The sequence below is a fragment of the Stenotrophomonas sp. C-A genome (assembly GCF_054030835.1).
Map to the genome: position 1 here is coordinate 2,760,958 of NZ_CM132916.1, position 18,510 is coordinate 2,779,467.

Annotated in this window: 16 protein-coding genes; 5 read left to right on the forward strand and 11 right to left on the reverse strand. The window is 68.0% G+C overall.

Annotated features, from left to right (window positions below; all coding sequences use genetic code 11):
* Positions 1-22: 22 nt before the first annotated feature.
* From ACW5IY_RS12945 to ACW5IY_RS12975, 7 genes are all read right to left on the reverse strand, one after another.
* Entirely contained in the window at positions 23-1,672 is a 1,650-nt protein-coding gene (locus ACW5IY_RS12945; protein WP_049437728.1) for an MFS transporter, read from the reverse strand.
* Positions 1,666-2,949 carry an alginate export family protein gene (locus ACW5IY_RS12950; RefSeq protein ID WP_049437729.1) on the reverse strand — a complete coding sequence of 428 codons (1,284 nt, stop codon included), beginning with the start codon at positions 2,947-2,949 and terminating at the stop codon, positions 1,666-1,668. Before ACW5IY_RS12950 ends, ACW5IY_RS12945 begins: the two co-directional genes overlap by 7 nt.
* On the reverse strand, positions 2,928-4,775 hold the full coding sequence (locus ACW5IY_RS12955) for an amidohydrolase (protein ID WP_192840227.1): 1,848 nt from the start codon (positions 4,773-4,775) through the stop codon (positions 2,928-2,930). Before ACW5IY_RS12955 ends, ACW5IY_RS12950 begins: the two co-directional genes overlap by 22 nt.
* Positions 4,776-4,894: 119 nt before the next feature.
* Positions 4,895-5,320: a DoxX family protein gene (locus ACW5IY_RS12960; RefSeq protein WP_049437733.1), complete on the reverse strand. Its 426-nt coding sequence runs from the start codon at positions 5,318-5,320 to the stop codon at positions 4,895-4,897.
* Positions 5,321-5,322: 2 nt separating this feature from the next.
* A complete protein-coding gene (locus ACW5IY_RS12965) occupies positions 5,323-5,979 on the reverse strand; it encodes a hydrolase (protein ID WP_049437734.1) in 657 nt (218 codons plus the stop codon).
* Positions 5,976-6,419 carry a helix-turn-helix transcriptional regulator gene (locus tag ACW5IY_RS12970; protein WP_053091860.1) on the reverse strand — a complete coding sequence of 148 codons (444 nt, stop codon included), beginning with the start codon at positions 6,417-6,419 and terminating at the stop codon, positions 5,976-5,978. The genes ACW5IY_RS12965 and ACW5IY_RS12970 overlap by 4 nt, the downstream gene beginning before the upstream one ends.
* A gap of 50 nt (positions 6,420-6,469) precedes the next feature.
* On the reverse strand, positions 6,470-6,802 hold the full coding sequence (locus ACW5IY_RS12975; RefSeq protein WP_049437737.1) for a hypothetical protein: 333 nt from the start codon (positions 6,800-6,802) through the stop codon (positions 6,470-6,472).
* A 96-nt stretch (positions 6,803-6,898) separates the two neighbouring features.
* On the opposite strand from ACW5IY_RS12975, the gene ACW5IY_RS12980 reads away from it, so the two are divergent.
* Together ACW5IY_RS12980 and ACW5IY_RS12985 are read left to right on the forward strand one after the other, a co-directional pair.
* Positions 6,899-9,928 carry a sensor histidine kinase gene (locus tag ACW5IY_RS12980; protein ID WP_049437739.1) on the forward strand — a complete coding sequence of 1,010 codons (3,030 nt, stop codon included), beginning with the start codon at positions 6,899-6,901 and terminating at the stop codon, positions 9,926-9,928.
* Complete coding sequence (locus ACW5IY_RS12985) at positions 9,921-10,574, forward strand: response regulator (protein WP_014037539.1); 654 nt, start codon at positions 9,921-9,923, stop codon at positions 10,572-10,574. Before ACW5IY_RS12980 ends, ACW5IY_RS12985 begins: the two co-directional genes overlap by 8 nt.
* A 589-nt stretch (positions 10,575-11,163) precedes the next feature.
* Here ACW5IY_RS12985 and ACW5IY_RS12990 read toward each other — a convergent pair.
* Positions 11,164-12,357: an MFS transporter gene (locus tag ACW5IY_RS12990; RefSeq protein ID WP_049437741.1), complete on the reverse strand. Its 1,194-nt coding sequence runs from the start codon at positions 12,355-12,357 to the stop codon at positions 11,164-11,166.
* Between the two features lie 93 nt (positions 12,358-12,450).
* Here ACW5IY_RS12990 and ACW5IY_RS12995 point away from each other — a divergent pair, with 93 nt between their 5' ends.
* Positions 12,451-13,407: a LysR family transcriptional regulator gene (locus tag ACW5IY_RS12995; protein ID WP_049437742.1), complete on the forward strand. Its 957-nt coding sequence runs from the start codon at positions 12,451-12,453 to the stop codon at positions 13,405-13,407.
* Positions 13,408-13,473: 66 nt separating this feature from the next.
* Here ACW5IY_RS12995 and ACW5IY_RS13000 read toward each other — a convergent pair whose 3' ends face one another.
* Together ACW5IY_RS13000 and ACW5IY_RS13005 are read right to left on the reverse strand one after the other, a co-directional pair.
* A complete protein-coding gene (locus ACW5IY_RS13000; RefSeq protein ID WP_049437743.1) occupies positions 13,474-14,931 on the reverse strand; it encodes an amidohydrolase family protein in 1,458 nt (485 codons plus the stop codon).
* 51 nt (positions 14,932-14,982) lie between these two features.
* The gene (locus tag ACW5IY_RS13005; RefSeq protein WP_049437744.1) at positions 14,983-15,684 is read right to left on the reverse strand and encodes an ankyrin repeat domain-containing protein; all 702 of its coding nucleotides are present in this window, start codon (positions 15,682-15,684) and stop codon (positions 14,983-14,985) included.
* A 122-nt stretch (positions 15,685-15,806) separates the two neighbouring features.
* Between ACW5IY_RS13005 and ACW5IY_RS13010 the strand changes: the two genes are divergently transcribed.
* Both ACW5IY_RS13010 and ACW5IY_RS13015 read left to right on the forward strand, forming a co-directional pair.
* The gene (locus ACW5IY_RS13010) at positions 15,807-16,688 is read left to right on the forward strand and encodes a LysR substrate-binding domain-containing protein (RefSeq protein WP_049437745.1); all 882 of its coding nucleotides are present in this window, start codon (positions 15,807-15,809) and stop codon (positions 16,686-16,688) included.
* 131 nt (positions 16,689-16,819) lie between these two features.
* Entirely contained in the window at positions 16,820-17,257 is a 438-nt protein-coding gene (locus tag ACW5IY_RS13015; protein WP_049437748.1) for a DUF3806 domain-containing protein, read from the forward strand.
* Positions 17,258-17,306: 49 nt separating this feature from the next.
* Here ACW5IY_RS13015 and ACW5IY_RS13020 read toward each other — a convergent pair whose 3' ends face one another.
* Complete coding sequence (locus ACW5IY_RS13020; RefSeq protein ID WP_049437749.1) at positions 17,307-18,467, reverse strand: amidohydrolase family protein; 1,161 nt, start codon at positions 18,465-18,467, stop codon at positions 17,307-17,309.
* Between the last annotated feature and the right edge of the window lie 43 nt (positions 18,468-18,510).

An 18,510-nucleotide genomic window follows, 5' to 3' on the forward strand; every position in this document is an offset into this window, starting at 1 on the left:
AGCGCCGCCGTCCCCTTTTTTGTCAGATGTCGCTGTGGTGGTGCGGTACCCCGGTCTTCGGCAGCGGGTCATGGCCACCCACGAAGTGGCGTACCACCGGTGCGCGCTCACCGCGATGCAGTTCCCGCAGCACTTCCTGGATCGCCTTGTCGTCGGCAGTGATGCGTTCGTGCTGGCGCAGGTGCTCCAGCCACGACGGGGTCACGAAATACTCCAGGTGGATGCCCGGACTGGCCACATCCTCGACCACGCCCCAGACCACTGCGCCATCGCGGCGGCGGATCGTGCCCAGCGCGCGCATCTGCGCCTGGAACGCAGCTCGATCAGCATCGTCGATGCGGTACTCGATGGTGACCAGCACCGGGCCGCGATCGTTCGACACCGGCACCGACAGCTCTGGCGCCGGCCAGTGCCCGGCCGGACGCAGGTTCAGATCCTCGGTGCCAGCAATACGCACGCGCCACACCAGCAATCCGCCGATCACCGCACCTGCGGCAGCCACCAGCAACGCCAGCTCCGGCGAGGTACGCTGAGCCAGCGCGCCCCAGCTCAGGCCACCGGCCGCCATGCCGGCGGAGAACACCATGATGTACAGCGCCAGTGCACGCGCGCGTACCCAGGCAGGCACTGCTGTCTGCGCCGCAATCTGCAGCGACGACAGCACAGTGATCCAGGCAAAACCGTTGATCAGCATCACCACTGGCAGCACGTACCAGCTGCGGGTCAGCGCCAGCCCGACCAGGCTCAACGCCAGCGACAACGTGGCCAGCAGCACCAGCAGGTCGCGATCCATCTGCGCGCGCAGCTTCGGCAGCAGCAGCGCACCGCCCACCGCACCGATTCCGATGCAACCCAGCAGCATGCCGTACTGCCCCGCCCCGCCGTGCATCTGCCCACGCACCACCACCGGCAGCAACGCGTTCATGGCCGCGGCGAAGAAGAAGAAGCCGACCGACTTGATCAGCACCGCCTGCAGGCGTCCCGCACGGCTGGCGTAGCGCAGGCCTGCTTTCAGACCGGCGCCGAAACCCTCCGGCGGCAGGCTCGACTGCTTCGGGTCGCGCTTCCAGCCCCACACCACGAACAGCATCGCGGCGAAGGTGATGGCGTTGAAGCCGAACGCCCAGACCGCACCGAGCTGGGCGACGATCACGCCGCCGATGGCCGGGCCGATCGAGCGTGCGATGTTGATGCCGATCGAGTTCAGCGCCACCGCCGAGGCCAGCATCGGCTGCGGCACCAGTTCGGACACGATGGCGGCCTGCGCCGGCATCGCCATCGCCGCACCGCAGCCCATGCAGAAGGTCAGCAGCACCAGCAGCGGTGGGGTCAGCATGTCCATCGCGGTCAGCGTCGCCATCACGGCGGCGACCAGCAGCATCCAGCCCTGGGTCGCCAACAGGTACTTGCGACGATCAACGATGTCGGCAAGCGTTCCGGCGGCCAGTGCCAACAGCACGATCGGCACGGTGGTCGCCGACTGCACCAGGGCCACCATCAACGGCGAGCCGGTACGTTCGGCCATCACCCAGGCGGCGGCCACGTCGTTGACCCAGGTGCCGATGTTGCTGGCCAGGATGGCCAACCAGATCGAACGGAACATCCGGATCTTCAGTGGGGACCAGGCGCCTTCGGCCTGTACGGGGGGTTGCGACGCGGTTGCGTTCACCATTGCCATGCTCCAACGATCGAGGCGAACAGCGTGTCCTGCCCACCGGCCTGCTTCAGTGCAGGACCGGCATCGACCCAGGCCAGCTGCAGCTGCCATTGCCAGTGTTCGCTGGCCTGCCAGCGGGTTTCGGATTTGTACTGATTACCGATGCGGCGCGCGCCACCGGCGCTGCCCGGCAACGCCACCAGTGGTGCCGGCGTGGTGTACACCGCATCGGCGCGGCGATGCTTCCACGCCATCTGTACGCCCAGCTCCGTCGTCACCGGGTCGTGCAGGCGCAGGGTCAGGGTCGGCTGGAGGTCCATCAGGTTCGCCGGTGCCAGCAGGCTGGCCTCGCTGAAGTAGGCCGATTTCGGGAACAGTGCATTGAAGGTTCCCAGGCGGCCGTCTCGCGGATTGCCATCGCCACTGGCGATGTCCGCCTTCAGCCCCAACCGCGGTTGCAGCGGCAGGTCCGTCCAGCGCCACCCTGTATCGGTGGCCAGCGTCCAGGCGCGGATATCGAGATTGCCCGAGGCAGTGCGCAGCTCGCCGCCCTGCGCCACCAGTTCACTGTTCCAGTCCAGTGCACCGGACTGGCCGAACCAGCGAGCACCTACGGCCTGCCGACGCTCGGTGCCGGAACCCGCCGAGAAGCGTGCGCCTTCGCGGCGGTAATCCAGCAGGTACAGATCCCACTGTCCTGCGCCCTCCCCGCGTGCCGTGGTGGCATAGGCACCCCACAGGTGGGCACCGTGTTCGCCGCGATCATCGAAGGCTCCCGGTCGGTTCTGCACCGGCCGCAGCGCCATCAGATCAAGCGTGCCGAAGCTACCCTTCCACCCCAAGCGTGCACCATCGAAGGCCAAGCGGATATTCGGCCCATCGCGCACCGACAGCAGCCGCGAACTACCATAACCTGCTTCCTGCCGTCCCAGCTGCAGGTGGAAGCTGCCACGCTGCCAGCGCCAGTACGCCTGCTGCACGTCCAGCGCGCTGCGGTCGGTGCGGCCGGGGCCGCCTGCCTTGCCATTCTCAGCATGCACGCCCAGCTGCAGCTTCGCCTGCCAGGCATCCTCCACATAGCTGGCCGAGGCCAGCGCACGCAGCAGGCCATAGCCATCTTCGCCGCCGCCGATACCAAACCGGGTCGGGTCGTAGTACAGGCCACGCAGGCGCAGCGAGGCGTCCCACCGCAATTGGCCGTCACCGGCGTCAGTGCAATGGCCACCCTCGCAGGCCAGCGCCAGCGATGGCACGGCCAGCAGCGCCAGGCTCAGAACGCGAAGCACGAGCATCCCATCGCGCCCCAGAAGGCGGTCAGGTCATCGGTGGGCGCCGCATGTTGCGCAGCATGACCATGAGCACCATGCGTACTGCAGGCCACACCGTGATGGAGGCGATGGGCGGTGGCCAATCCGGTGGCAGCACCGCCGACATGGTAACCACCGAACCGGTTGACCGGCGACCAGTCCGGCATCGCCGGCGGCAGCTGCGGCGCGAGCCCGGCATAGTCGGCATCTGCATGCACGATGCGCCCACCGACCACGGTCAGCACGCTGGTGATGTCGGCGATCTGCGCATCGTCGACGCGGAAGAAGTCGGCCGAGAGCAGGATGAAGTCGGCCAGCTGACCGGCTTTCAGCGTGCCCTTCACCGCCTCGTCGCCGGAGAACCAGGCGCTGCCCTGGGTCCACAGGCGCAGGGCCTGTTCGCGTTCAAGCAGGTTCTCATCACCATACAGGGCCAGCCCGCCCACGGTGCGCCCGGTCACCAGCCAGGACAACGCCACCCACGGGTTGTAGCTGGCCACACGGGTGGCGTCGGTACCGGCGCCGACCGGCACGCCTTCGGCCAGCATGCGCTTGACCGGCGGCGTATGCCGCGCAGCCTGCACGCCATAGCGCTCGACGAAGGCTTCGCCCTGGTAGGCCATGCGGTGCTGCACGGCGATGCCGCCCCCCAGCGCGCGGATGCGTTCGATGTTGCGCGGGGTGATGGTCTCGGCGTGGTCGATGAACCAGTGCAAGCCATCGAACGGCACCTCACGGTTGACCTGTTCGTAGACATCGAGAATGCGGCTGATGCTCTCGTCGTAGGTGGCGTGGATGCGGAACGGCCAACGCTTCTCGACCAGCAGCTTCACCACGTCGTGCAGTTCCGGCTCCAGTTCTGGTAGCAGTTCCGGTCGCGGCTCGTTGAACAGCTCGAAATCAGCCGCGGAGAACACCAGCATCTCGCCGGCACCGTTGTGGCGCAGCAGGTCATCGCCCTGGCGCGGCTGCAGGATCTCGCTCCAGCCACGGAAGTCATCCACTTCCTTGCCCTTGTTCTGGGTAAACAGGTTGTAGGCGATACGCACTGTCAGCTGGTCATCGCGGTGCAGCTGCTCGATGACCTGGTAGTCCTCGGGATAGTTCTGGAAGCCACCGCCGGCGTCGATCACCGAGGTGATGCCGAGCCGGTTCAGTTCACGCATGAAATGCCGCGTCGAGTTCGCCTGGTACTCGATCGGCAGGCGCGGGCCCTTGGCCAGTGTCGCGTACAGGATCAGCGCATTGGGCTTGGCCAGCAGCAGCCCGGTCGGGTTGCCCAGCGAATCACGCACGATCTGGCCGCCCGGTGGATCCGGCGTGTCCTTGGTGTAGCCGCAGGCGCGCAGCGCAGCACGGTTGAGCAGCGCGCGGTCGTACAGGTGCAGCAGGAACACCGGCGTATCCGGCGCGATGTCATTGAGTTCCTGCAGGGTCGGCAGGCGCTTCTCGTTGAACTGCGCGGCAGTGAAGCCACCGACCACGCGTACCCACTGCGGTGCGGGCGTGCGGTCGACCTGGGCCTTCAGCATGTCCAGGGCGTCACCCAACGAACGCAGTCCGTCCCAGCGCAGTTCCAGGTTGTAGTTCAGGCCACCGCGGATCAGATGGGTGTGGCTGTCGTTGAGACCGGGCAGCAGGCGCCGGCCCTGTGCATCGATCAGGGTCGCTTCACTGCCCCAGCCGCGCATGATCTCCTCGTCGCTGCCGACGGCGACGATGCGGCCTTCCTGCACGGCCAGCGCCTGCGCATGCGGCTGCTGCGGGTCGAGGGTGGTGATGCGGGCATTGCGGATGACCAGCGTGCTCATGCGACGCTCCTTGGAAGTGGAATCGAGTGCGGCACCGGCGCGACCGGCCAGGCCGAGCGCTACGGCAGCGCCGCTGGCCAGCACCACGTTGCGGCGGCCGTGATCGAGTGGATCGTTGCTCATGCGAGGTCTCCCGGAAGTCGGTGGACGTCCAGCGCCCAGGTGCCGGGCCCGGCCAGCGCGATGGCCAGCAGTACCGTGGTCCACATCAACGGGTACTCACTGCCACCGCGCATCCAGAACCAACCCTTGGGCAGGGCCAACAGGACGGTGAAGCCGATGAAAGCGGCCGCCGCAAGGGCGGCGATGCGGGTCTGCCATCCCAGCAACACGGCCAGCCCGGACAGCACCTGCAGCAGGGCCAGCAACAGCGGCAACGGTGCCACTGCTGGCAGCCCAAAGCCGCGCAGCTCGGTAGCGAAGCCGGACAGCCCCGGTCCACCGAACCAGCCGAACAGCTTGCCCAACGCGTGTGGCAGCAGGAAGCCTCCTGCCGCCACGCGCAGCATCAGCAGGGCCAGGTCGAGGCCATGGCCAGCCAGCATGCTCAGTGCCCGCCTTCCTGCGCGCCGAACATGCGCTTGGCGTACTGGATGCCGATGCCGTAGCCGCCGGCGTGGTCGCGGGCAATGCCGGTGGTCAGGTCGTAGGTTTCCCCGCGTGCCCAGTCGCGCTGCAGCTCAAGCAGGTACTGCACACTGGTCATCGGCACCGCGCCGGCCTGCACCATGCGGGTGATCGCACGCTCGTGCGCCTCTTCGCTGACATCACCACAGGCATCGGTGATCACATACACCTCGAAGCCCTGCGCCAACGCCGACAGTGCCGGACCGACGATGCAGACGCTGGTCCACAGACCGGCAACAACCAGGCGACGCTTGCCGATGCGGTTGATCTCATCGATCACCGGCTGGTCTTCCCAGGTGTTCATCGAGGTGCGATCGAACACCGGCTGGCCCGGGAAGATCTGCGGCAGTTCCGGAAACATCGGGCCGGAGAACGACGCTTCGGCAACGGTGGTCAGCAGCACCGGCACGTTGAAGCCCTTGGCGCCCTTGCCGATCAGGGACACGTTGTTGCGCAGCGCGGAGATGTCGATGGTGTGGGTGGCGAATGCCATCTGCGACTGGAAGTCGATCAGCACCAGGGCGTGGTCGGTGGGCGACAGCAGCGCCGGGGCGGGAGTGGCGGTGGCAAGGCTCATGGGTGGACTCCGTTGGAAACACGATCAAGGGGAAGCAACAGGGCGGCATCGCCGGCCAGGTACTGGCCGGGACTGCAGCCCGTCTCCGCGCGGAAGCTGCGGACGAAATGGCTCTGGTCGAAGAAGCCCAGCTGCTGGGCCAGGCAGGCCATCGGCAGCTGCGCACCCGGCAGCAGCTGGCGCGCATGCTCGATGCGGCGGCGACGCACATAGCGCAGCGGGCTGGCGCCGGTACCGGTACGGAACAGGCGCACCAGATGGAAGCGGCTGACGCAGGCGGCCGCCGCCAGCTCGGTCACCCGCAGCGGCTGCGACAGATGCTCATCGACATAGCGCAGGGCGCGCTGTAGCGCGGCGGCCTGCTGCGGTGCCAGTGATGCAGCGGGCAGATCAGGCGGAAAAATGGTGGCCATGCGGGACGCCGCGAGGGGGTGCCCCATGGTGCGTGGCCACTGCGCGATGCCCTACCCCCGTCGGTCGAGGCCAGCACCTACCCGAATGGGGGAGGCCGGTGCTCCAGCCGGCGACGGCCGAACAAGCGCGCATCCAGTGAATAGGCGCCTGGGCCCAGCATCAACAGCGCCAATGGCAGCACTACCTGTGGCCAGGGCGCCAGTTGCGCGAACATTCCCACGGTCGCCATCAGCGCCGCCAGTGGCGTCAACACACCCAGCATGAGCATCGGCACCGCCAACAGGCACAGCGCCGACCACCCACCCGCATGCGTGCCGGGCATGCACAGTGCCGCAGACAGGCACAACCGCAGCCACAGCAGACCGATGCCCGGACCGCGATCAGGGAACATCACGAACAGGCGCTGCATCGCCGGGCTCCAGGGGACATGGCGGCGTGATAGCCGACCGCGGCTGCCACTGCCTACCCCGTTCGGGTCACCCCGGACTGCCCCGTACCTGCCAGAATGCGCGCCATGCGAGGCCGCCCCTTCCCGTTCCTGCGTCGCCTGCCAACGCTGCTGACGTGCCTGCTGCTGTTGACCGCCCTGCCCGCCTTCGCCGTGCAGCGCCCGCCGGTGAGTGGCGGGCTGCCCGATTACGAGCACACCGCCTGGCGCGTCGGCCAGGGTGCTCCAGGCGACATCTGGGACATCAGCCAGGACCACGACGGCCTGTTGTGGCTGGCCACCGGCTCGGGCCTGTACCGCTTCGATGGCCGCCGCTTCGAACGGCAGGCGGCGCCCGTCGGCAGCCAGTTCCCGTCCACCAACATGGTCACGCTGGCGCAGGGCCGCGATGACGCCCTGTGGATCGGCTACTTCCAGGCCGGCATCAGCCGGTTCGCACAGGGGCGGCTGCACAGCTACGGCCGCGAGCAGGGGGTGCCGGTCGGCGTGGTCCCACGCTTCAGCCAGGATCGCGAGGGCCGGCTGTGGGCGGCGATCAATGGCGGGCTGCGCCGCTTTGACGGACAACGCTGGCAGCCACTGCCGGCCGCTGCCGGCCTGCCCGAGCGCCGTGTGCAGTGGGTGCTGCACGACAGCCGGGGCAGGTTCTGGGTACTGGCCGACCTGAAGATCTGGATGCGTGCCGCCGGCCAGGCCGCGTTTGAAGACACGGGCATCGCCGTCTCGCAGATGGCGACGCTGGCCGAAAGCCCTCAGGGTGAAGTGTGGCTGGCCGACCGGGTGCGCGGCACCTCCCCCCTGGCCAACGCGCAGGGCCTGTTGGCGGCCGGCGAACGTGAAGCGCGGCGTCTTCCGGAACTGGTTGCTGCGCGCCTGCAGTTCACTGCCGATGGCGCGCTGTGGGCCACGATGAGCCCGCACGGCGGCGTCGCCCGCATCACCTTCGACGGCACCCGGGCCGTGCGCATGGAGCGCTTCGATTCACCGCACGGACTGACCGCCACCTCGGCGGTGCCGATCATCGTCGACCGCGAAGGCAATCTCTGGGTTGGCACCAATCTCGGCCTCAACCGCTTCCGCGCACGCAGCGTTCACACCCTGGCGGTGGGCCCGAGCGATCCCTACCGCTCGCTGGTACGCGCCAGCGATGGCCGCGTGTATGGCTATGGCGAAGACCTCAAGCCCTACGATCTGCGGCGCACTCTGCTGGATGGCAGCGCCACGCTGCTGCAGGCCAGCGCACGCCAGGCGCCCACGCCGATCTGGCAGTTCGACTGGGTCAATCTTGCGCGCACGGTAGCCGGCCACACCATGTTGATCCCGCTGCCGGCGCCGTTCACCGGACAACCGCTGCATGCGCTGCTGTTCCCCGACGACGCGCAGGCCTGGGTGTGCACCGGCGAACGGGGGGTACTGCACTACCAGCACGACCGATGGCAACGCGAAAGCCGCCTGCCCGAGCAGGCCTACTCATCGCTGGCGCTGGACGCCAGTGGCCAGTTGCTGCTCGGCTATGCCGACGGCCGCCTGCGCCGGATGAGTGCGAACCGCATCGAGAACTTCGATGCCAGCCAGGGCCTGTCGGTGGGGCCGATCACCGCTATGCTGCATCAGCAGGACCTGCTGCTGGTCGCGGGCGAAGCCGGTCTGGCTGCGCGCGTTGGTAACGGCCGTTTCGTTCCGGTGCGCACCGACATGGCCGGCGTACTGGAAGGCATCACCGGCATGGTCGCCGATGCCAATGGACACCTCTGGCTCAACGGCAGCCGTGGCCTGGTGCGGATGGAAAGCGGGCTGTTGCGCCGCGCCCTGCGCAGCGGACTGCCGGTCACGCCACGCCTGTTCGACGCGATCGACGGCATGCCTGGCATTGCCCTGCAGAGTGGACCGATCGCCACCGCCGCCCTGGCCGATGACGGCCTGCTGTGGCTGGCCACCAACCAGGGCCTGGCCTGGCTGGATACCACCCGCTCCCACGTCAATTCGATGCCCCCCAGCGTGCGCATCGGCGACGTGTTGTATGGCAGCAAGCACGAGCTGCTACGCGATGGACTGCGCCTTCCCGCCGGCACCAGCCAGCTGCAGATCGACTACGTGGCGCTGTCGCTGGCGCGCCCGGAGCGCAACCGTTACCGCTATCGACTCTCCGGCGTCGACGACGGCTGGCAGGACGCAGGCAGCAGCACCCGCGCGTATTACACCAACCTCGCAGCGGGCAACTACCGGTTCGAGGTGGAAGCTGCCAACGAAGACGGCATCTGGAGCACTGCACCAGCCAGCCGCAGCTTCCGCATCGCGCCCACCTTCATGCAGACCGTGTGGTTCAAGCTGCTGTGCGCAGCCGCGATACTCGCGCTGCTGATGATGGCGGTACGCATCCGCAGCGGGCAGCTGGCCGCGCTGTTCCGCGCGCGCCTGCAGGAACGCAACGGCGAGCGCGAACGCATCGCGCGCGACCTGCACGACACCCTGCTGCAGGGCAGCCAGGGCCTGATCCTGCGCCTGCACGCGATCAGCCAGTCACCCCAGACCCCGGAGCCGGTACGCGGCCAGCTGGAGTCAGCGATGCAACTGGCCGAACGCAACCTGGCCGAGGGCCGCGAGCGGGTCAATGCCCTGCGTGAGGGACCGTTCGCGGGCCGCGACCTCGCTTCGGCACTGGCCGATGTGCACGCCGAGTACGCCGGTCACGGTACCAATCCGCTGCGCCTGACCGTGGAAGGTGCAACGCCGCCGCTGCAGGCCGACGCGGCCGAAGAAGTGTTCCTGATCGGGCGTGAGGCGATCCGCAATGCGTTGCGTCATGCCAACGCCAGCGCCATCGAAGTGGAGCTGTCGTACGGCACGCGTTGCTTCCTGCTGCACGTGCGCGACGATGGCGTCGGCATCGCCGACGAGAATGCCGGCCATGGTCATTGGGGCCTGCAGGGCATGCGCGAACGCGCGCAGCGCCTCGGTGCGGAACTGCAGCTGTGGACCCGCACCGGGCTGGGGACCGAAGTCGCGCTGGCGGTCCCCGCCCGGCGCCTGTATCACCGCCGCCCATCGCGTTGGCGCTGGCCCTGGAGTAGAGCAAATCATGACTGAGTCCCCTGCCCCGATCGGCGTGCTGGTGGTCGACGACCACCCGTTGCTGCGTGACGGCCTGGCGGCGCTGCTGGGTGCCCATTCCGACCTGCGCCTGCTCGGCGAAGCCGCCGATGGCGAGGAAGCCATCGCACGCTACCAGCAGCTGCAGCCGGACGTGGTGCTGATGGACCTGCAGATGCCACGCCTGGATGGCGTCGAAGCGATCGTGCGGATCCGCGCGATGGACCCGCGTGCGCGCATCATCGTGCTGACCACCTACCGCGGTGACGTGCGTGCGGTGCGGGCGCTGCAGGCCGGCGCCAGTGCGTACCTGTTGAAGGACATGCTGCGCCACGAGCTGGTCGATACGATCCGCATGGTCGCTGGCGGCCGGCGCGCACCGATTCCCCCGGCGGTGGCGGCCAGCATCGCCGCCCATGTGGTGGAAGACCGGTTGTCGCCGCGCGAGACCGAGGTGCTGCGGCACGTGGCCGGTGGTCTGTCGAACAAGCGCATCGGCGAGCGTATGCAGATTTCCGAGCAGACGGTGAAGGCCCACATGAAGAGCCTGATGGACAAGCTGGGCGTGGGTGATCGCACGCATGCGGTGACCCAGGCGCTGAGGCGCGGCATCATCAGCCTGGACGACAGCGGTCACGATTAGGGGGGTGTTCGGCAGGGCTGCGCCCTGCACCCACGGTAGTGCCGGCCGCTGGCCGGCAACCTCAACAGCAAAAGCAACAGCAAAAGCGTGGAGTCCGTGGGATGGCGGGGCGGTGTCGGAGTGCGGGGACGCTGCAAGTACGTCCCTGTAAGCTTGGCAGCCGCATCCATGCGGCTGACACCCCGCACTCCGACACCGCCCCACCTCTGACAGAACTCCACGGCTGTTGGTAGGTGTCGACCTTGGTCGACACTTCTGTCAGATATCGAAATCAATCTGGGGTCAGATCCGTTCCAACACACCGCAGGAAACTGTCGAAGGCGGGGTGGGTCCGGTTGCGGGGGCGTGAGCGCCATGGATGGCGCGACCGAGCCTCCATGGACGGATTCACGGCGTCTCCCGCAACCGGACCCACCCCGCCTACCTACAGGAACCCCGCCGTTGCCGTTGCTGTTGCCGTTGCTGTTGCTGTTGCTGTTGCCGTTGCTGTTGCTGTTGCTGTTGCTGTTGCCGTTGCTGTTGCCGTTGCTGTTGCCGTTGCTGTTGCCTCCAGCAGGTGCAGGGCTGCAAGCCCTGCCGAACACCACCCCTACTTCAAACGCAGCAGCAGGCTGCCGCCCGCACATACCACCGCCAACCAGGCCACGCCGTGCCACCCCCACTGCGCCAGCGCCAGGCTGCCCAGCGCACCACCGGCAGCCATGCCGATGAACATGCCGGTGAACAGCAACGCATTGAGCCGGCTACGTGCCGGCGGCACCAGGCCATAGACCAGCGTCTGGTGCGCCACCAGCGCCGACTGGAAGCCGAAGTCGAACAGCAGCGCACTCACCACCAGCAGCGGCAGCAGCGCGACGGCCGGCAGCCAGGACTCGGCCAGCAGCAGGCCGAAGCCCAGCAACGCCACCGCGATCGCCAGCCGCGCCACTGCATGACAACCCAAGCGATCGGCGAATCGACCCGCAAATGGTGCGGCCAGTGCACCGGCCGCACCCGCAATACCGAACGCACCCGCCGCCGCACTGCCCAGGCCCAGACGAGCATGCAGCATCAGCGCCAGCGTCGACCAGAACGCACTGAAACCCACCGCCAGCAGCGACTGGCTGGCCACCGCACGGCGCAGCTGCGGCTGCTCGCGCCACAACGCCAACAACGATCCCAACAACGCCGGATAGCGCAGCGTGCTGGTCGGTGCGAAACGCGGCAGCGCACGCGCCATCACCACACCCATCGCCGCCACCGATACTGCAGCCAGCACAAACTGCGTGCGCCAGCCCCACGCTTCAGCCACCACACCGCTGACCACCCGCGACAGCAGGATGCCGAGCAGCAGGCCGGTCATCACCCTGCCGACGATCTGCCCGCGCTGCGCATCCGGTGCCAGCACCGCAGCGGCGGGCACGATGTCCTGCGCCAGCGTGGCCATCAGCCCGACCAGCAGGCTGGCCATCAGCAGGCCCGGCAGGTGCCCGGCCATCGCTGCAGCGCCCAATGCCAGTGCCAGCAATGCAGATTTCAACAGGATCAGGTTGCGACGGTCGAAGCGGTCGCCCAGCGGCGCCAGCAACAGGATGCCCAGTGCATAGCCGAGCTGGGTCAGGGTCGGTACCAGGCCAGCGGCGCGCTCACCCGCGCCGAGGTCCTGGGCGATCAGGCCCAGCATCGGCTGGCTGTAATAGAGCGAGGCGACCGAGAAGCCGGCGCCGGCCGCCATTGCCAGCACCAGCGGGGTGGAGGGTGCAGTCGCGGGTGCGGCGGCAACGGACAGCGAAGGGGTAGACATGGGGGAGTCCGGTGGAAGAAGTGGGCGTATCCTGCCCGCATTCGCCCAACGTCTGTAGTAGGCTGAAATACATATCATTCATACGCCATACGCATGACCGAGCTCACCGCTGGCGCCGATCGCCTGGATCTGCTGCGCACCTTCCTGCGCATCGTCGATGCCGGCAGCCTGTCTGCCGCAGCCGCGCAGCTGGGCACCACCCAGCCAACGGTCAGCCGACGCCTGCAGGCCCTGGAGCGGCAGCTCGGCCTGCGCCTGCTGCTGCGCTCCACCCATGGCCTGCAACTGACCGAGGATGGCCTGCGCTGCCAGCGCCATGCGCAACGCGTGGTCGACGAATGGGAGTCGCTGCAGGCCGAACTGCACGGAGAGCCAGAAACACTGCGCGGCCGCCTGCGGGTGATGGTGCCGCACGCCTTCGGCCAGGCGCAGCTGTTGCCGACCATGCTCGCGTTCCTCGCCCGGCATCCGCAGCTGAGCCTGGAGTGGATCCTTGAAGATCGGCGTCCGGATTTCATCGCGGAAGGCATCGACTGCGCGGTCCGGGTGGGCCCGGTTGACGAACCGCGCATGGTCGCGCTGCCGCTGGCCGAAGTACCGCGCATCGTCGTGGCGGCGCCCTCGCTGGTGGACGCCACGGCAGTCAGTACGCCGGAACAGGCGCAGTCACTGCCGTGGATCTCGCTGGTCACCTACTACCGCGAACGCCTGCTGCTGCATGACGCGCAGGGGCGCGCGCATACTCTTTCGATCAGCCCGCGACTGCTCAGCGACAACCTGTTCGTGGTGCAGCAGGCCGCATGTGCCGGGCTGGGCGCAGCGGTGGTCTCGGCCTGGCTGGTGGCCGACGACCTCGCACAAGGGCGGCTGGTGCAGCTGCTGCCGGACTGGCAGGCACCGCCACTGCCGGTACACGTGGTATTTCCCGCAGCGCGCCAGCAGCCGCCGCGGCTGCGCGCCTTCATCGATGCGATGAAGGCCGCACTACCGCAGCTGCACGGCATGCGGCCAGCGCCGCGCCAGGTCACCGGCCGCCTCATCCACGCATAGCGTGGATTTCGTTCAAGACCACAGGGTCAGAGCCCTTCCCGTTGGAAAGGGATGCGACCCTGTCGATCATTGCGCCTTCGCCGCCTCGGCATTCCACGCCGCAACCTTGGCCTTGGTCTCGGCCAGCATCTTGTCCAGCGCGGCGCGGTCATACACGTTCCCGCGCAGGATCACGCTGTCGATCTTCTCGGTGGCGGCAATGTCCTGCAGAGGATTGGCGGTCAGCAGCACCAGATCGGCAGCCTTGCCCTGCGCAACGCTACCGTAACGGTCCATCTGGCCGAACCAGGCCGGACCGGAACGGGTTGCGGCCGACAGCGCCTGCGGCGCGCTCAGGCCTTCCTTCACGAACAGCTGCAGTTCCTGGTGCAGGGCGATGCCCGGGAAGTTGAACGAATTGAGGAAGCCTGCATCGGTGCCGGCGATGATCGTTACGCCCGCCTCCTGCAGCATCGGCAGCACTGCGGCCACCTGGTGGTACTGCGCGTGGCGCGCTTCGATCTGCGCCGGCGTGGCTTTCGCCGCGCGGTCCACGCGCCACTGGTAGGTCGCACGCAGGCCCGGGCCGATGTAGGCCAGGTACGGATCTTTGGCGTGGTCATCCTGGTCAAGGAAGTCGAGGATGCGGCCACCGTTGAGGGTCGGGGTCACGAATACGCCACGCTTGGCGAAATCACGGTAGGCGTGCATCGCAGTGTCACGGTCGAAGCTGGCGTCGAGGCGGCGGTTGGCTTCGGCACGGTCGATGCGGCCGGCACCGAAGTCGGCGGCGATCTTCGCTTCGTCTTTGCTGCCGGCCTTGAATGCGTAGTCCAGGTGCTCGATCGAAGCCAGACCGGCATCGACCGCCTGCTCCACGGTCAGCGCCATCGGGATGTGGCCCGACGCCTTGAACCCGGCCTTGCGCGCAGCACTGGCCGAGTACAGGAACAGTTCCGGCTTCAGCGTGCTGTCGGTGATCTTCACGAAATCGACCTTGTCGTGCTGCAGGCGGGCGATCGCCTTGTCGGCGTCGGCCTCGCTGCCCACTTCGATCGTGCCCTTCCAGACCGGCTTGATGCCTTCGATCTTCGCGCCGGAACTGAGCAGGCGCGGGCCGAACAGCGTGCCCTTGGCGATCTCGCCGCGCCACTGCAGCACCTGCTCGGGCAGATCGCCGGAACAGTCACGCACGGTGGTGATGCCGTGCGCGATGTACAGCGGCAGCAGCGCCTTGTTCTCTTCGATCAGCGCCGGGCCACCGCCGAAGTGCACGTGCATGTCCCACAGCCCCGGGATCAGGTACTTGCCCTTGGCGTCAATCTGGCGGGCCGCGCTCCACTGGCTGCGCAGCTGCGCGTCCGGGCCGACAGCGACGATGTCCTCGCCACGGATCACCACGCTCTGCCCGGCCAGGGTGCTGGCGTGCTCGACATCGACCACGGTGGCATTGCGGATCAGCAGGTCGGCGCGCTCGGCAGCAGACGCCGACAGCGGCGCTACTGCAAGGAGGATGGCAAGGGACAACGGACGGGAACGGGACATGGACAGCATCCTGGTGGGCACGCCCAGCGTGCGGGTGGAAGGGGTTTGCATTCAGCGCACCGCGCCGTGCTGGCGCAGCAGGGTCTCAATTCCGGTATAGCCGCGCTGGCGCGCGTGTGCCAGCGGCGTTACGCCATCGCCGTCGGCCAGCTCTGGGTCGGCACCGGCCTCCAGCAGCAGCTGCACGATCTGCACGTGGCGCGCACCACCGTCGCCGAGCAGGATCGCTTCCAGCAGCGCGGTCCAGTGCAGGCGGTTGACATGATCGACCGCCACGCCCGCGCGTAGCAGCGTACGCACGGTGGCGACGTGGCCGCGCTCGGCGGCCGGAATCAGCGCGGTGCCACCATAGCGGTTGGTGCTGCGCAGATCGGCGCCATGCGCCAGCGTCATCGCCAGGATCTCGTCCAGGCCACGCGCACCGGCATACAGGTAGGCGCTGTCCTGCAATGCATCCTTGGCGTTGACGTCGGCGCCGGCTTCGATCAGCTCACGCGCGGCATCCACGTTGTCGCCGTGTGTGGCCAGCAGCAGCGCGGTGCGGCCCTGGCCATCGCGCGCCTCCAGCATGGCGCCATCCTCGATCGCCTGCCGCACCGCGTCGGCGTCGCCGCGGCTGGCGGCATCACGCAGGCGGCCATCGACGTCGGCCTTGGACGTTGCGGTGCAGGCCGGGGTGACCATGGCCAGCAGGCACAACAGCAGCACGCGCGCCAACGGCGCAGGCCAGCCAGGGGAACGATGGACGCGCATGGCAGTGTCTCCTCATGTCCGTCGCCACGGAGCGCCGGGCGACGGTAGCAACAGCCGGGCATTGCCGGCCCCTGCCCTGCATGGTAGAAGTCGGCTCGGGTATCCAGAAGTGAAATGTTCAAATGCAAGACAGTGCCAAATCGAATAGAACCCTGTTCGAACTGGACTTGCTGCGGGCGCTGGTGATGGTGGCCGACTGCGGCAGCTTCACCACGGCGGCCACGCGCCTGCATTCGACCCAGTCAACGGTCAGCCAGAAGGTACGCCGGCTGGAGGAACTGGCCGGGCATCGCCTGCTCGAACGCGGCCACCGCGACGTGCACCCCACCGACGCCGGCCACACCCTGCTCGGCTACGCGCGGCGCATGCTCGACCTGAACGAGGAAATGGCACAGGCGCTGGCCGGCGCGACGGTGGAGACCGCCGTCCGCATCGGCGTGCCCGAGGATTTCGTCAACGCGCAGACCACGCGCATGCTGGCTGCCTTCAGCCGTCGCCACCCGCAGGTGAAGCTGGAGATCAGCAGCGGCCTCAGCCGCGACCTGGCGCAGGGTTTCGACCACGGCGAGTTGGACCTGGTGCTGGTCAAGCAGCGCCGCAACAGCCGCCAGGCCGTGCACTGCCGCCGCGAGCCGATGCACTGGATCGACAGCCTGCGCAGCAGCTGCCTGCTGCAGGACCCGTTGCCACTGGTCACCTTCCCACCACGCGGGCTGTACCGCGACGAGATGATCCACGCCGTGGAAGCGCTGGGCCTGCGCTGGCGCATCGCCTTCACCAGCTCGTCGCTGAGCGGTATCCAGGGCGCGGTGGCCGACGGCATCGGCATCAGCCTGCTGCCGCGCCGCGCAGTCAGCCGCGAGCACCGCATCATCGATGGCGAGCGTGAGCTGCCGGTGATCGACAACTACGAAATCGGCCTGCTGCATCGTGCCGACGCCGACGATGCCGTGCGCGCACTGGCCAGCGAGCTGTGGCGCCAGGTGCAGCGCGAACCGGACTGACCGCGGTAGATCCACGTCATGCGTGGATGGATTTCGCGCATCACGCATCGAAACATGGTCAATCCGGCCGCACGGCCGGCAACATCGCCTCGTAGAGTGACTGTTGTTTCCGTGCCCCACGGCGCCTTGTCATGTCCGACGAAATTCCCACCCATTTCGATCCCCTGCCCGCTGCCCTGCAGACGCATCTGCAGCACCAGCGTTCGCTGATCGCCGCGCGCGTGGCCGCCGGCTTTCCGACGTTGCCGGTACAGTGGCCGCTGGCGGCCACCACCCTGCAGCGCGTGGTCGATGCCGAGCTGATCGATCGTGACGACTGCGACGGCTGGGAAGCACTGGGCGTGGCCTTCGGTGACACCCTGGCCCAGCGCGTGCCGGGCCTGGCCTGGATGCAGGTGACCGATGCCTGGGGCATCGACGCGGTGCTGCGCTATGCCGACAGCAGCCTGCAGATCGGCGCCAGCACGCTGCTGCTCAAGCGCGTCGAGCAGGGCGAGATCATCGACATCGCCCATCTGCTGGCGTGGCTTGAGGAATTCGTCGCCACCCGCGCCGACGATTACGCCTGAAAGGTCGCCGAGCATGGCTCGGCACTACAGGGGGTTGCGCGGCCTGGATCTACAGCCAGCGGCCGTCGACCACCACCCTGCGCTCCACCGGCACCCCGGCCACGGCGGCCGGGCCGTGGTCGGCACGCACGGCCACGAAGGTCGCCGGCCGGCCTTCGGCAATACCATGCTGCAGCAGGCCGATCGCCTGCGCGGCGTGGGTGGTGACCATGTCCAGCGCCAGCATCAAGTCGGCATCGGTGTAGAAGCCGGACCGGTAGCCCAGCAACATCGCCCGCTGCAGCAGGTCGCCATTGCCATACGGCCACCAGCAGTCGCGGATGTTGTCGTTGCCGGCGAACACGCGCACGCCGGCATCATGCAGTGCGCGCAGCGGCGGGAACGGATGATCACCCGGCGCGTTGCTCATGATCGCCACACCCGCCGTGGCCAATGCTTCGCCCACCTGAAGCGCGCGCGCCAGCGGCACCTCGCCCAGCGCATAGGCATGGCTGACCGCAACACGCCCCTGCAGGCCGGCGGCCCGGGTACGCGCAGCGATGCGCAGCAACTGCGCCAGACCGGTTTCGCCGGGCTCGTGCAGATGGATGTCCAGCTGCACACCGTAGCGCTCGGCCAGAGCGAACAACAGCGCCAGCTGGCCTTCGGCATCACCATCGAGCGTGGTCGGGTCGATGCCGCCGAGCACTTCCACGCCCGCGGCAAGCGCCTGCTCCAGTACGGTGGCGGTACCCGGACAGGACATCACCCCGGCCTGCGGGAATGCCACCAGCTGGATGCGCATGATGTCGGCGCAGCGCAACGCCGCCTCGCGTACGGCTTCGAGATGGCCAAGCCCGGTGCTGGCGTCGATATCGACATGGCAGCGCATCGCCACCGTACCGAAAGCACTGCATTGGCGGATCAGCGCCTCGGCACGGTCCACCATCGGTGCCGCACCCGCCACCGCCGCCTTCTCCACCGCCAGCCGCTCCCGCAGGCTGTTCACCGGCTGATGCGGGTGCCAATGGTCGCCGACGAAGCTTTTGTCGAGGTGGATGTGGCCGTCGACCAGCCCGGGCAACACCGCGAAGCCCTGCAGGTCGACGCATTCCGCCCCGTCATCCGGCGCGGCCTCGCCATTGAGGCCGCTGATGCGGCCATCACGGATATGAAAATGCAGCGGCGCACCGTTGCGGTCGACACCGCCATGGACGAACTGGAGGGTCATCGGGAACTCCCGGAATGCCAAGACTGCCGCCATCGTGCACCCC